Below are 13,232 nucleotides of genomic sequence, written 5' to 3'. Positions count from 1 at the left end.
GATGGACTTCCGAGCAGCCCTGCTCGAGCAGACTCGAGCCTTCGGCGAACTGATCCGGACCGCAGACCCCGACACGCCGGTGCCCACGTGCGGCGACTGGACGCTCAGGCAGCTGTTCCGCCACGTTGGTCGCGGAAACCGTTGGGCCGCACAGATCATCATCGAGCGACGCAACCAGCCACTGGACCCGCGCGACGTACGCGACGGAAAGCCGCCCGAGGACCTCGACGGCGCGGCCGAGTGGCTCAACGAAGGCGCCCAGCTCGTCATCGACGCCGTCAACCGCGTCGGATCCGACGCCCGGGTGTGGACCTTCGTCGGTCCCAGGCCGGCAGGGTGGTGGACACGCAGGCGGGTGCACGAGGTCGCCGTGCACCGGCTCGACGCGGCGCTGGCGCTCGGTGCCGACGCCCAACTGCCCGAGGACCTCGCGGCCGACAGCCTCAGCGAGTGGATCGAGATCGCCACGGTCGACAGGAGCCGCCCGCCGGCACTGGACTTCGGCCAGTCCGTGCACCTGCACGCGACCGAGGAGAAACTCGGGCCGACGGGGGAGTGGACGATCGCCCACGACGAGGACGGGCTGTCGTGGTCGCACAGCCACGGCAAGGGCTCGGTCGCCCTGCGTGGACCGGTGAACGCACTGCTGCTGGCCACCGTCCGGCGCAGGAGCGCGGCCGATCTGGGGCTGGAGATCCACGGCGACGAGGCCGTCTGGAACGGGTGGCTGGAGCGCACGCCCTTCTGAGTGGGTAGTTTCGCGATCATGAGCACTTCAGAGCTGGCCACCGTCCTCGCCTGGCACGACGCCCTCAACGCCGCCGACATCGACACCCTCGTGTCGCTGTCCAGCGACGACATCGAGATCGGCGATGCGGGCGGTGCCGCCCAGGGGCATGCCGCGCTGCGCAACTGGGCGCAGGCGCTGGACACGAAGATCGAGCCCGGACGCCTCTACGTCAACGACGGCGTCGTCGTCGCCGAACAGCGCACGGTGTCGGTCAGCGGCGAGACGGGTGCGGCGGCGTCGGCGTTCCGGGTCGTGCACGACCGCGTGACCTCGGTGTTCCGGCATGACGACCTCGCCGCCGCGCTGGCGGCGACCGATCTGACCGAAGCCGATCTGACCGGCTGATGCGCGGAATCATCCTCGCGGGCGGATCGGGCACCCGCCTGTACCCGATCACGATGGGCGTCAGCAAGCAGTTGGTGCCCGTGTACGACAAGCCACTGATCTACTATCCGCTGTCCACCCTGATGATGGCCGGGATCCGCGACATCCTGGTGATCACCACCGCCGAGGACGCCGACGGCTTCCACCGGCTTCTCGGCGACGGCTCCGACTTCGGGGTCAGCCTGACCTATGCGGTGCAGGACCGGCCGGACGGGCTCGCGCAGGCGTTCGTCATCGGCGCCGCACACATCGGCACCGAACCGGTGGCACTGGTGTTGGGGGACAACATCTTCTACGGCCCCGGGCTGGGCACCGGTCTGAAGCGCTTCCAGAACGTCAGCGGGGGAGCCATTTTCGCCTACTGGGTGGCCGACCCGTCGGCCTACGGTGTCGTCGAGTTCGACGACGACGGCACCGCGCTGTCGCTGGAGGAGAAGCCCGTCACCCCGAAATCGCACTACGCGGTGCCCGGTCTGTACTTCTACGACAACGACGTCGTCGAAATCGCCAGGGGTCTGAGGAAATCCGCGCGCGGCGAGTACGAGATCACCGAGATCAACCAGACCTACCTGGACCAGGGCAGGCTGAGTGTCGAGGTGCTGGCCCGCGGGACGGCGTGGCTGGACACCGGGACGTTCGACTCGTTGCTGGACGCGGCAGACTACGTCCGCACCCTCGAACGCAGGCAGGGTCTCAAGATCAGCGTGCCCGAAGAGGTAGCGTGGCGCGTCGGCTTCATCGACGACGATGCGCTGGAGGCCAGGGCCCGCAAGCTCCGCAAGTCGGGCTACGGCGACTACCTGCTGGAGTTGCTGCAGCGTTGACGCTCAACGCATTCCGGCGAGCACCTTGTCGAGTGTGAGAGGGAGCTCGCGGACGCGCACCCCGCTGGCGTGGTAGACGGCGTTGGCGACGGCTGCGGCAGCCCCCACGATGCCGATCTCGCCGGCGCCCCGGGAGCCCATCGGGTTGAAATGCTCTTCGACCTCGTCGAGCCAGATCGCGTCGATGTCGGCGACGTCGGCGTGGGCGCTGATGTGATAAGTGGCCAGGTCCTGCGTGACGACGTGCCCGAAGCGGGGATCGCGCACGCTCTCCTCGTGCAGGGCCATCGACAGGCCCATCGTCATGCCCCCGATCAGCTGCGAGCGCAGCGTGCGCGCGTTGATGGCCCGCCCGATCGAGAACACCCCGAGCATGCGGGGCACCCGGATCTCCCCGGTGTCGCGGTTGACGTGCGCCTCGACGAAGTGGGCGCCGAACGACTGCACAGTGAACTTGTCGGCGTCGGGGTTCTCGGGTGCCTCGGCGGTGGTCGTCGCACCGACCGCCGGCGGATCACCGTGGTCGCGCCGGAACTGTTGCGCCGCAGCGACGATCGCCGAGCCCCAGGACGTCATACCCGAGGACCCGCCGGCGACGGAGGCCGGCGGGAGGTCGGTGTCACCGATCTGCAGATGGATCGCGGCCACGTCGCAGCCCAGCGCGTCCGCGGCGATCTGGCAGAGCGTCGTCCACGTGCCGGTGCCGATGTCGGCGGCGCCGATCGCCACGTCGAAGCGGCCGTCGTCGCTGTAGGTGATGCGGGCGGAGTTGCCCGGCATCGCCATCCCGGGATAGGTCGCCGACGCCACCCCGGTACCGGTGAACCATTCCCCGGCTGTACGTTTCGCCGGTTCGGGGTCGCGCGATGCCCAGTCGAAGCGGTCCGCCCCCGTGCGCAGGCACTCCACGAGATGGCGTGCCGACCACGGGTTACCGGTCTCGGGATCGACCTCGGGCTCGTTGCGGATGCGAAGTTCGACGGGGTCGATGCCCGCGGCAACCGCGAGCTCGTCCATCGCGACCTCCGCGGCGTACGTGCCGGGGCACTCGCCCGGGGCCCGCATCCAGAACGGGACGGGGACGTCCAGGCGGGCCAGGCGGTGCGACGTCCTGCGGTTCGGCGCGGCATACATCTTGCGAGACGTCACGGCGGTCTGCTCGGCGAATTCCTTGACCGCCGAGGTCTGTTCGACGACCTCGTGGGCCAGTGCGGTCAATCGGCCGTCGCGTGAGGCGCCCAGGCGGATCCGCTGGATCGTCGGAGTGCGATACCCCACCAGGGAGAACATCTGCTGGCGCGTCAGTGCCAGCTTCACCGGCCGCCCACCGGCACGCTCTGCGGCCATCAACGCGAGCACGTCGTGAGCGTGCGGGGCGCCCTTGGAGCCGAAACCGCCACCGACATGCGGGGCGACGACGCGCAGCTGCTCGGGTTCGAGTCCGAAGATCGGCGCCAGGGTCTTGCGGACGACGTGCACACCCTGGGTGGCGTCGTACATCGTGACCGCGGTGCGGCCGTCCTTGGCCGCCCACTGCACGATGCACGCGTGCGGTTCCATCGGGTTGTTGTGCTCGATCGGGGTCACGTAGGTCTGGTCTACGGTGACCTCGGCGGCAGCCAGCGCCGCATCGACGTCGCCCTCGTCGGTGTCGGACGGGTACGACGGGTTCACCGACTCCGGCGTGTAGAGCCCGGGGTGGTCCTCGCGCAGCTCGGCGTCGTGGGGCTCCTCGATGTACGCGGTGTGCACCAGAGCTGCTGCCTCCCTGGCGATCTCAGCAGTCTCGGCGACCACGCCACCGATCAGCTGACCGCGGAAGTGGACGCGGGCGTCCTGCAGGATGGCCAGTTCGCCGTCGGACGCATCCGCCAGCCGGGGCGCGTCGAAGACGGTCAGCACGTCGAGCACGCCGTCGAGCGCCCGGGCGGCGTCGACGTCCATCGTGATGACGCGGCCACGCGCGATGGTGGCCTGCACCGGGTGCAGGTAGGCCGGCGCGTCGACATGATGTTCGAACGCGTACGGCGCCGTGCCGGTCACCTTCGCGTGTCCGTCACGCCGCGGCACCGGCGTGCCGATACTGCGGGGCTCCAGCAGCGTCATCGCCGTCCCCGCTCCGTCAGCATGCGCAGCTGCGCCATCAACGTGCGCCGCGTCAGCTCGACCTTGAACTCGTTGCCGGGCAACGGCTCGGCGTCGGCAAGTTCGGCGTCGGCGGCCGCGGCGAACGTCTCGTCGGAGGCCTCGGCCCCGACGAGCACCTCTTCGGCGCGGTGAGCGCGCCAGGGCTTGTGCGCGATACCGCCCAGCGCGACGCGGGCGGTGGCCACGGTGTCGCCATCGAGGCTGAGCTCGGCGGCGACGGACACGAGCGCGAACGCGTAGGAGGCGCGGTCGCGCACCTTGCGGTAGTCGGACACTGCGCCGGCAGGCGGCGGGGGAATCGTGACCGCGGTGATCAGCTCACCGTGGGCGAGCACGGTGTCGCGGTGCGGTTCCTCGCCGGGCAGCCGGTGGAATTCCGTTGCCGGGATGCGCCGTTGGCCGTCGACGCCCTCGACGACGATCTCGGCGTCCAGGGCGCTCATCGCCACCGCCATGTCGGAGGGGTGGGCGGCGACGCACTGCGGGGACGCACCGAGGATGGCGTGGTAGCGCACATAGCCGCCGATCGCGGAGCAGCCACTGCCGGGGTCGCGCTTGTTGCACGGGGTCGTGACGTCCTGGAAGTAGACGCAGCGGGTACGCTGCAACAGGTTTCCCGCAGTGGTCGCGGCGTTGCGCAGCTGGCCCGAGGCCCCGGAGAGGAGCGCGCGCGAAAGCATCGGGTAGTGCGACCGGACGACCGGATGCGCCGCCAGGTCGCTGTTGCGGACGTTGGCGCCGACGGTGAGACCGGCGTCGTCGGTGTAGGTGACGTCGGTCAGATCGAGTCGGCTGACATCGACGAGCATGTCCGGTTCGGCGACACCGAGTTTCATGTGGTCCACGAGGTTGGTCCCGCCGGCCAGGAAGGCCGCGTCGGGGTGGCCGGCAAGGGTGGCGACCGCATCGGCGGGGCTGGTCGCGACGTGGTAAGCGAAGGGTTTCACCGGACGGCGGCCTTCCCGATGGCCGACACGATGTTCGGGTAGGCCGCGCACCGGCAGAGGTTGCCGCTCATGCGTTCCCGGATCTCGGCATCGGTCAGTTCCGGTGAGGCCTCGAGGTCGTCGCTGACGAAACTCGGTGCGCCGGACTTGGCTTCGTCGAGCATGCCGACCGCCGAGCAGATCTGCCCCGGCGTGCAGTACCCACACTGGAACGCGTCTTCGTCCTGGAACGCCTGCGCCACGGGATGCAGGGATTCCCCGTCGCCCAGCCCGGCGGCGGTGGTGACGCGCGCGCCGTCGGCCGCCACGGCGAAGGTCAGGCAGCTGGTGACCCGTCGCCCGTCCACCAGGACGGTGCACGAGCCGCACTGGCCGTGGTCACACCCCTTCTTGGGGGCGGTGGCGCCGAGGCGTTCACGCAGCGCGTCGAGGAGGGTCAGTCGATGGTCGACCGTCAGGGACCGTTCGTGCCCGTCGACTTCCAGGGTCACGTCGGAGGCGTGAAGGGGCTGGCTCACCTCCGGCGGATACCCGGGGCCTTTTTCGCCAAACGCCGCCGTCAGTGACGGTGATGTTGCGGCGTGGCCAGCAGCGCGGCGATGCCCGTGGTCAACGGCACAGACAGCGCGAGAGCGATACCGCCGACCGCCGAGCGGGCCACCTCGATGGCCACGCTCTCACTGGTCAGCACGTCGCCCAGTGAACGGTTGGCGACGCTGAACAGCAGCAGCAGCGGCAGCGCGCTGCCGGCATAGGCCAGCACCAGGGTGTAGACGGTGGACGCGATGTGGTCCCGGCCCACCCGCATCGCCCCGACGAAGACGTCCCGGCGGGAGGCGCCGTCGCCGAGCGCGGCCAGTTCGAACGCCGTCGACGCCTGCGTGACGGTCACGTCGTTGAGCACACCCAGCGAGCCGATGATGAACCCGGCGAGCAGCATGCCGGTGATCGACACGTTGCCCAGGTACGCGGCCACCTCGTTGTTCTGATCCTCCGACAGTCCGGTCAGATGGGTGAATTCGATTGCTGCCCAGGACAACACCGCAGCTAGCAACAGCGACGCCAGGGTGCCCAGCAGCGCTGCGCTGGTCCGGAGGCTGACTCCGTGCGCGAGGTAGATGACCGCGTACAGGATCGCCGCCGATGCGACCAGGGCCACCGGAACCGTGGGCGCGCCGTCACGCAGAGCGGGCAGCAGGAACACGACCAGGACGCCGAACGCGATGACGATCCCGACCAGCGCCCGCAGACCGCGCCATCGGGCCACCGCCACGATCACGACCGCGAAGATCAGCGCGAACGCCGTCAGCGGCCACGTCCGCTCGAAATCGTAGAAGGCGTAGGTCGTGGCGCCCGCGTCGTCGACCTGCCGGCTGACGCGGATGTCGTCGCCCACCGCAAGGGTCGGCTGTCCGGGACCCACCCCGATCTCCAGCAACGTGTCGGCACCCTGGTTGGGGCCGGAGTCGATCGACACCAGGGACTGCACGCACTCGGCGCCCGGCCCCTCGGCCGGCAGCGGATCGGAGGTCAGCACCGCGCCCGCCGACGGGCTGCCGCATGTCGCGGCCGTGCTGGACAGCACGTGCCCGGCCTCGGTCGTGACGGCCCCGCCCGCGGCGTTCTGGAACGGCAGCGGGATGTCGGCCTTCTCGCCCGTCGGCCACAGCAGCGCCGCACCGATCAGCACGGCCACGCCGATCGCGACGAGCAGACCGACCACGATCTTCGCGGCCAGCGGTCCCAGCGGCGACGGCCCGCTCAGCGAGTGGGAATGAGAGTGTGAGTGCGCCACCCGGACAGGGTAGTGGTCAGGAATTGGTGAGCGGGGGCCCATTCCCTGCGATTTAGCCTGAGGGCATGGTCAGAAGCGCCGCCGAGCGATCGGCATTGAAACGCCGCTACGAGTCGTTGCTCTCCGCCCGCGTGGGACCCGCACTGGAGGGTCACGGATTCCTCAGGTCACAGAACACTTTTCGCCGAACACGCGGGCCGCTGTACGACGTCCTCGGGTTCCAGGCCAACTGGAACAACAGCGTCACACCGTGGTACGGCTTCTTCGTCAACGTCGGAGTCGGGTCCGTCGAGATCGACCAGGCGTGTCCGGGCCACCCCTCGCCGCTGCATCCACCGGAGGGATTTCTGCTGGACCGCCGCTGGGAACACCTGGTGCCCGACGCGCCGTACGAGGTGCGGTTCGACTGCAGGACGGACATGACGGCCTTCGCCACGCGGCTCTGCGAGAACCTGGTGCGCGTGATCGAGCAGGTCGAAAGGCTGCAGTCCACGCGCGATCTCGTCGACCATGCCGTCGGCAACAACCTGCTGATCGCCTACGAGAAGACATGCTGTTACCTGGCGGCGATCGGTGACTCCGCGACACTGAGCACCTACGTCACGCGGCTGCACGATCACTTCGGGCATCAGGAACGGTGGAAGATCTTCGGCGACAGGATCAGTGCCGCGGCCGGACGCCCCAGCGAGGACTACTGCCGGTAGCCGGCCAGGAAGTTGCCCAGACGCTCGATCGCGTTGGCCAGGTCGCGTGCCCACGGCAGGGTCACGATACGAAGGTGATCCGGTGTGGGCCAGTTGAATCCGGTGCCCTGCGTGACCAGGATCTTCTCCTGCAGGAGCAGGTCGAGAACCAGCTGCTCGTCATCGACGACGTCGTAGACCTCGGGATCGAGACGCGGAAACGCATACAGCGCGCCCTGGGGCTTCACGCAGGACACCCCGGGGATCTCGTTGAGCTTCTCCCACGCGACGTCGCGCTGCTCCAGCAGTCGGCCGCCCGGCAACACCAGATCGTCGATGCTCTGGTGCCCGCCCAATGCGACCTGAATGGCGTGCTGGGCAGGCACATTCGGGCACAGCCGCATGTTGGCCAGCAGGCTGATGCCTTCGATGAAGCTGGTGGCGTGTTCCTTGGGGCCGGTGATCACGAGCCAGCCGGACCGGTACCCGGCGACGCGGTAGGCCTTGGAGAGCCCGTTGAAGGTCAGCGTCAGCAGATCGGGGGCCAGCGTGGCCAGGCTGATGTGCTCGGCATCGTCGTAGAGGATCTTGTCGTAGATCTCGTCGGCCAGCAGCAGCAGTTGGTGCTTGCGGGCCAGTTCGACCATCTGCTCCAGGATCTCGCGGCTGTACACCGCGCCGGTGGGGTTGTTCGGATTGATCACCACGAGCGCCTTCGTGCGCTCGGTGATCTTGGATTCGAGGTCGGCGATGTCGGGATTCCAGCCCTGGGTCTCGTCGCACAGGTAGTGCACCGGGGTGCCGCCGGCCAGCGCGGTCGACGCGGTCCACAGCGGATAGTCCGGGGCGGGGATGAGCACCTGATCACCGTTGTCGAGCAGCGCCTGCAGCGTCATCGTGATCAGCTCGGAGACGCCGTTGCCGAGGAAGACGTCGTCGATGTCGAAGCGGGGGAAGCCCTCGACGAGTTCGTAGCGGGTGAACACCGCGCGGCGGGCGCTGACGATGCCCTTGGAATCGGAATAACCCTGCGCGTACGGCAGGGACTGGATGATGTCCCGCATGATGACGTCGGGCGCTTCGAAACCGAACGGGGCGGGGTTGCCGATGTTCAGCTTCAGGATCCGGTGGCCCTCGGCCTCCAGGCGCGACGCATGCTCGTGCACAGGGCCGCGGATCTCATAGAGGACGTCCTGCAGTTTGCTGGACTGCGCGAACTCGCGCTGGCGTCCGTGCTGGCCGCTCCCGGTGTGCCAGGGCGCCTGGTGCGTACTCATGTCGACAAGTCTCCCACGGGGTGTCCATGTGTTTTTCGGATCAGGCCGGGCGCCGCTCTCAGGCATACCCCGCCGCGAGGTTCAGGTACTCGGCCCATCTGCGCTGAAACTCGGCCGGGCTGAGCGTCGTCTCGAGGTGTCCGTCCACCTGCCGGAACACCGCGGGCTCCAGCAGCGCCAGCGCCGCCGACTGATCCCAGAACAGTGAGCGTCCGCCGTAGCCGGAGTGCTCCCAGTCGCCGATCGCCCAGGACTGGGGATGGTCGAGCAGGATCTGCTTGAGGGTGCCGGGCACACCGGCCGGCCCCAGCGCCCGGGCCATCGCCAGCGTCGGGCCGTGCACGCTGCCAACACATCCCGCCCGGTTGGGCGTCAGATCGCAGTCGCTGCGGGGGACGTCGACGAAGGTGTGGTCGAGTCCCGGAAGCTGCTCGTGAAAGACCTTCTCGCAGGACGGCTTGTCGTACCCGCAATTGAATGACTCGACCGCCTCGAGCTCCCGGCTGCCCTTCAGCGGCCGCCCCGAGATCACCACCCGGCCGATCGCGGATCTGATTGCCGGACTGTAGTTCTCGAACGACGTGAAGGGGCCGAGGACGAGGACGTCGACACGCGTGCAGTCGGTGACCGCGTCGACGACGCGCTGCACGTAGTCCTCCGGTGCCGTCGGCGGCAGCGCGGCGGGCAGGAAGTTGTTGAGCCGGTGCATCAGCGCACGGAAGACGAGCACGAAATCTCCGAAGCTGCTCGCGATGTCGGGTTCCGACCGGTGGACGCCGTCCCCGGTGACGACAGGGATGGTGCGCAGCCCGGGTTGGGCGAGCAGACGGCTGATCGCAGGCGCGGCGAGGCCGGGCAGCGTGAACCCTTCGGTGGTGACGATCGCGGCGACGTGCCGCGCACCCACGACCGCCGGGATCGTCATCATGTCGTCGATGTCGAGATCGGTGTCGATGACGACGCACGAACCGTCCGGGGAGGCGCCCGCCGGAGACGCCGGGGCCGGCACCGCGGCCACGAATACCGCCACTGCCGTGAGCAGCGTCAGCAGGCGTGGCATCGCGGCGCCGGCCCTGCGGCGGTCCGGGTTACTTCTTGCCGGGCCGGCGCGCACCCTTGGCGATCGCCAGGCCCTTCACCGGCGGCTCGTCGCCGACGACGCGGGCTTCGCCGTTGCCCGTGGATGCCGCCTCAGGCTCGGGCTGCGTCTCGGGCTGAGCGTCGGCAGCAGGCCCGGCAGCAGCCGGTTCGGGCTCGGGCTCGGGTTCCGGTTCGGGCGCGGGTGCTGCCTTGGCCGGTGCCTTCTTCGCACCGGGGCGGCGAGCGCCCGTCGCGATGGCCAGGCCCTTGACCTCGGGCTCGGGCTTCGGTGCCTCGTCGAGACCGCGGTCGGAATCGACGGTCTCCTCCTTGGCGCCGGCCTCTGCCTGGTCGGGGTCGACGTTCGGCGGCTGGGTCACCGTCGACTCGCCCTCGTTCGGGGCGGCCTTCGCGGGTGCCTTCTTAGCACCGGGTCGGCGGGCGCCCGACGCGATGCCGAGACCCTTCACCTCCGGTTCGGGCTTGGCTGCTCCGGTCTCCGGGGCTGCGTCGGCAGACGCCTCCGCGGGTGCCGACTGCGGTGCCGACCCCGCGGCCGGTGCGGCCTTCTTCTTGGCTCCGGGTCGCTTGGCGCCACCTGCGATGCCGAGGCCCTTGACCTCGGGTTCGGCCTTGGCCGGCGCGGCGGTGGTGTCGGCGGTCGGTTCGGCGGTGGCATCGGCGGCCGGTGCGGCCTTCTTCTTGGCGCCGGGCCGTTTGGCCCCGCCCGCGATGCCGAGGCCCTTGGCCTCGGTGGCCGCGGCCGGCTTGTCCGCGCCGGCATCGGCCGCCTTCTTGGCTCCGGGGCGCTTGGCCCCGCCCGCGAGGCCCAGACCGGTGACCGGCTTGGTCGCTTCCGCCTGGGACGGCGCGGCGTCGGTGCCCGTGCCGGCCTCGACTTCAGCGGCGTCGTCCGCGACGGCCTCGTCGGTGTCGGGCTCCTCCACCTTCGCCGGAGCCTCGGCAGCGATCTTGGCCGCACGCTCCTCGGCTTCCTTGGCAGCCGCGCCCTTCTCCGGCAGCGTGAAGGTTTCCTTGTCCAGCGATCCGAGCAGCAGCTGGGCCACGTCGAGGACCTCGGGCGGCTTCTCCAGCGTGCGGGTGGACGACACGTCGTCGACGCCGTCGGTCATCATGACGCGACAGAACGGGCAGCCGGTCGCGATCGCCGAGGCGCCGGTGTCCACCGCTTCCTCGGAACGCTCGACGTTGACGCGCTTGCCGATGTGCTCTTCCATCCACATCCGGGCACCGCCGGCGCCACAGCACAGTCCGCGATCGGCATGGCGCGGCATCTCGGTGAGCTTGGCGCCCGAGGCCCCGATCAGCTCACGCGGCGCCGAGTACTCCTTGTTGTGGCGGCCCAGGTAGCACGGGTCGTGGTAGGTGATGTCCATGCCGGACTCGTCGGACTTGACCGGCACGAGCTTCTTGTCGCGCACCAGGCGGTTCAGCAGCTGGGTGTGGTGCAGCACGGTGTAGCTGCCCCCGACCTGCGGATATTCGCGGCCCAGGGTGTTGAAGCAGTGCGGGCAGGTCACGACGACCTTGCGGTCGACCCGCTCGACGCCCTCGAACAGCTCGTTGAGCGTCTCGACGTTCTGGGCGGCCAGCTGCTGGAACAGGAACTCGTTGCCGGAGCGGCGGGCCGAGTCGCCGTTGCAGGTCTCGCCTTCGCCGAGCACCAGGTACTTCACACCGGCCGCGGCCAGCAGTTCGGCGACGGCCTTGGTGGTCTTCTTCGCGCGGTCCTCGTAGGCGCCGGCGCAGCCGACCCAGAACAGGTACTCGTAGCCCTCGAACGACTCGACGTCCTTGCCGTACACCGGAACGTCGAAGTCGACCTCGTCGATCCAGTTCGTGCGGTCCTTGGCGTTCTGGCCCCACGGATTGCCCTTGTTCTCCAGGTTCTTGAACAGGACGCCGAGCTCGCCGGGGAACTCGGACTCCATCATCACCTGGTAGCGGCGCATGTCGACGATGTGGTCGATGTGCTCGATGTCGACCGGGCACTGCTCGACGCACGCGCCGCACGTGGTGCAGGACCACAGCACGTCGGGGTCGATGACGCCGCCCTGCTCCAGGGTGCCGACCAGCGGACGCGTCGCCTGCAGCGGCGAGTCGGCGGGGATGCGCTCGAAGCCGGACTCCGGAACGTGCTCGTGCGAGTGCTCTTCGCTGTGCTTCTCGCCGCGCACCTCTTCGCCCAGGCCGCCCTCGGGGGTGTTCTCCAGCGGCGATTCCTTGCCGTCGAGGAAGTACGGGGCCTTGGCGAACATGTGGTCGCGCAGGTTCATGATCACGAGCTTCGGGGACAGCGGCTTGCCGGTGTTCCACGCCGGGCACTGTGACTGACAACGCCCGCACTCAGTGCAGGTGGTCATGTCGAGGTAGCCCTTCCAGGTGAAGTCCTCGATCTTGCCGCGGCCCAGCACGGCGTCCTCGGCGGGATCCTCGAAGTCGACCAGCTCGCCCTTGGACTCGACCGGCAGCAGCGGACCCAGCCCGTTGGGCATGCGCTTGAACGTGACGTTGATCGGGGCCAGACCGATGTGCAGGTGCTTGGAGTGCAGCACGATCAGCAGGAACACCAGCATGATCGCGATGTGCGCGAGCAGGGCCAGGGTCTCGATCCACTCGTTGGCGGGCTCGCCGAGCGGGTGCAGGACCCAGCCCATGGCCTGCGAGAAGAATGCGCCGTTGCCGTACGGCAGGGCTCCGGTGTTGGCGCCGGCGCCGCGGACGAGGGCGTAGGTCCAGATGACGTTGAAGATCATGAACAGGATCAGCCATGCGCCGCCGGTGTGCGAGCCGTAGAACCGCGAATCGCGGCCATGCTTCTTGGGCTCGCGGGCGATGCGGATGATCGCGAACGTGATGATGCCGAGCAGCACGGCCACGGCGAAGAAGTCCTGCAGGAAGCCCAGGACATCCCAGCGCCCGACGATCGGGATGTGGAAGTCGTGGTCGACCAGCTGTCCGAAGGCCTCGACGTAGACCGAGCCGAGGATGAAGAAGCCCCACATCGTGAAGAAGTGGGCGATGCCGGGGACCGACCAGCGCAGCAGCCTGGTTTGCCCGAAGACCTCTTCGAATTGCGTGGTGATGCGCTTCTTGAGGTTGTCCTTGCGGTTGTTGCCTTCGCTCAACGGTTGCCCGGATCGGATCAGCTTGGTCAACCACAGGACGCGCTTGACGGCCAACGCGCCGACGACGGCGATCATCAGGACCCCGGCGACGATCCTGATCAGCATCTGCGTATCCACGCGGGCCTCCGGTTTTCGTGTTACCCGTGGGTAACTTA

Annotated in this window: 11 protein-coding genes; 4 read left to right on the top strand and 7 right to left on the bottom strand. The window is 69.0% G+C overall.

Annotated elements, in window-relative coordinates; genetic code table 11:
* Position 1: 1 nt before the first annotated feature.
* From FHR72_RS00380 to rfbA, 3 genes are read left to right on the top strand one after another with little or no spacing between them, the layout of a single operon-like run.
* Positions 2 to 748 carry a maleylpyruvate isomerase family mycothiol-dependent enzyme gene (locus FHR72_RS00380; RefSeq protein WP_183465936.1) on the top strand — a complete coding sequence of 249 codons (747 nt, stop codon included), beginning with the start codon at positions 2 to 4 and terminating at the stop codon, positions 746 to 748.
* Positions 749 to 766: 18 nt separating this feature from the next.
* The gene (locus FHR72_RS00375) at positions 767 to 1,135 is read left to right on the top strand and encodes a nuclear transport factor 2 family protein (protein ID WP_183465934.1); all 369 of its coding nucleotides are present in this window, start codon (positions 767 to 769) and stop codon (positions 1,133 to 1,135) included.
* A complete protein-coding gene (gene rfbA / locus FHR72_RS00370) occupies positions 1,135 to 1,998 on the top strand; it encodes a glucose-1-phosphate thymidylyltransferase RfbA (RefSeq protein WP_183465932.1) in 864 nt (287 codons plus the stop codon). The genes FHR72_RS00375 and rfbA overlap by 1 nt, the downstream gene beginning before the upstream one ends.
* A gap of 3 nt (positions 1,999 to 2,001) precedes the next feature.
* On the opposite strand, the gene FHR72_RS00365 is transcribed toward rfbA, so the two are convergent.
* Genes FHR72_RS00365 through FHR72_RS00350 form a run of 4 tightly spaced genes read right to left on the bottom strand, consistent with a single transcriptional unit; the run spans position 2,002 to position 6,888 of the window.
* Positions 2,002 to 4,104 carry a xanthine dehydrogenase family protein molybdopterin-binding subunit gene (locus FHR72_RS00365; RefSeq protein ID WP_183465930.1) on the bottom strand — a complete coding sequence of 701 codons (2,103 nt, stop codon included), beginning with the start codon at positions 4,102 to 4,104 and terminating at the stop codon, positions 2,002 to 2,004.
* Positions 4,101 to 5,093, bottom strand: coding sequence for an FAD binding domain-containing protein (locus FHR72_RS00360; RefSeq protein WP_183465928.1), 993 nt, complete (start codon positions 5,091 to 5,093; stop codon positions 4,101 to 4,103). The genes FHR72_RS00365 and FHR72_RS00360 overlap by 4 nt, the downstream gene beginning before the upstream one ends.
* A complete protein-coding gene (locus FHR72_RS00355) occupies positions 5,090 to 5,611 on the bottom strand; it encodes a 2Fe-2S iron-sulfur cluster-binding protein (protein WP_183465926.1) in 522 nt (173 codons plus the stop codon). The genes FHR72_RS00360 and FHR72_RS00355 overlap by 4 nt, the downstream gene beginning before the upstream one ends.
* A 41-nt stretch (positions 5,612 to 5,652) precedes the next feature.
* Positions 5,653 to 6,888 (bottom strand): YibE/F family protein, encoded by a 1,236-nt coding sequence (locus tag FHR72_RS00350; protein ID WP_183465924.1) that lies wholly within the window; start codon positions 6,886 to 6,888, stop codon positions 5,653 to 5,655.
* Positions 6,889 to 6,953: 65 nt separating this feature from the next.
* Between FHR72_RS00350 and FHR72_RS00345 the strand changes: the two genes are divergently transcribed.
* Positions 6,954 to 7,592 (top strand): DUF4304 domain-containing protein, encoded by a 639-nt coding sequence (locus tag FHR72_RS00345; protein WP_183465922.1) that lies wholly within the window; start codon positions 6,954 to 6,956, stop codon positions 7,590 to 7,592.
* Here the strand turns inward: FHR72_RS00345 and FHR72_RS00340 are convergent.
* From FHR72_RS00340 to FHR72_RS00330, 3 genes are read right to left on the bottom strand one after another with little or no spacing between them, the layout of a single operon-like run.
* Entirely contained in the window at positions 7,580 to 8,848 is a 1,269-nt protein-coding gene (locus FHR72_RS00340) for a pyridoxal phosphate-dependent aminotransferase (protein ID WP_260155706.1), read from the bottom strand. The genes FHR72_RS00345 and FHR72_RS00340 overlap by 13 nt on opposite strands.
* Before the next feature lie 58 nt (positions 8,849 to 8,906).
* Positions 8,907 to 9,908: a nucleoside hydrolase gene (locus tag FHR72_RS00335; protein WP_183465920.1), complete on the bottom strand. Its 1,002-nt coding sequence runs from the start codon at positions 9,906 to 9,908 to the stop codon at positions 8,907 to 8,909.
* Between the two features lie 28 nt (positions 9,909 to 9,936).
* The gene (locus tag FHR72_RS00330; RefSeq protein ID WP_183465918.1) at positions 9,937 to 13,194 is read right to left on the bottom strand and encodes a (Fe-S)-binding protein; all 3,258 of its coding nucleotides are present in this window, start codon (positions 13,192 to 13,194) and stop codon (positions 9,937 to 9,939) included.
* Between the last annotated feature and the right edge of the window lie 38 nt (positions 13,195 to 13,232).

It is taken from the genome of Mycolicibacterium iranicum, assembly GCF_014190915.1.
In the GTDB taxonomy this organism is placed as follows: Bacteria; Actinomycetota; Actinomycetes; order Mycobacteriales; family Mycobacteriaceae; genus Mycobacterium; species Mycobacterium iranicum_B.
This window is presented reverse-complemented; position numbering and strand designations above follow the sequence as displayed.

Coding starts and splice junctions, on each gene's coding strand:
- FHR72_RS00375 (WP_183465934.1), top strand. CDS start 767: ATGAGCACTTCAGAGCTGGCCACCGTCCTCGCCTGGCACGACGCCCTC.
- FHR72_RS00345 (WP_183465922.1), top strand. CDS start 6,954: ATGGTCAGAAGCGCCGCCGAGCGATCGGCATTGAAACGCCGCTACGAG.
- FHR72_RS00365 (WP_183465930.1), bottom strand. CDS start 4,104: ATGACGCTGCTGGAGCCCCGCAGTATCGGCACGCCGGTGCCGCGGCGT.
- FHR72_RS00340 (WP_260155706.1), bottom strand. CDS start 8,848: ATGAGTACGCACCAGGCGCCCTGGCACACCGGGAGCGGCCAGCACGGA.
- FHR72_RS00380 (WP_183465936.1), top strand. CDS start 2: ATGGACTTCCGAGCAGCCCTGCTCGAGCAGACTCGAGCCTTCGGCGAA.
- rfbA (WP_183465932.1), top strand. CDS start 1,135: ATGCGCGGAATCATCCTCGCGGGCGGATCGGGCACCCGCCTGTACCCG.
- FHR72_RS00335 (WP_183465920.1), bottom strand. CDS start 9,908: ATGCCACGCCTGCTGACGCTGCTCACGGCAGTGGCGGTATTCGTGGCC.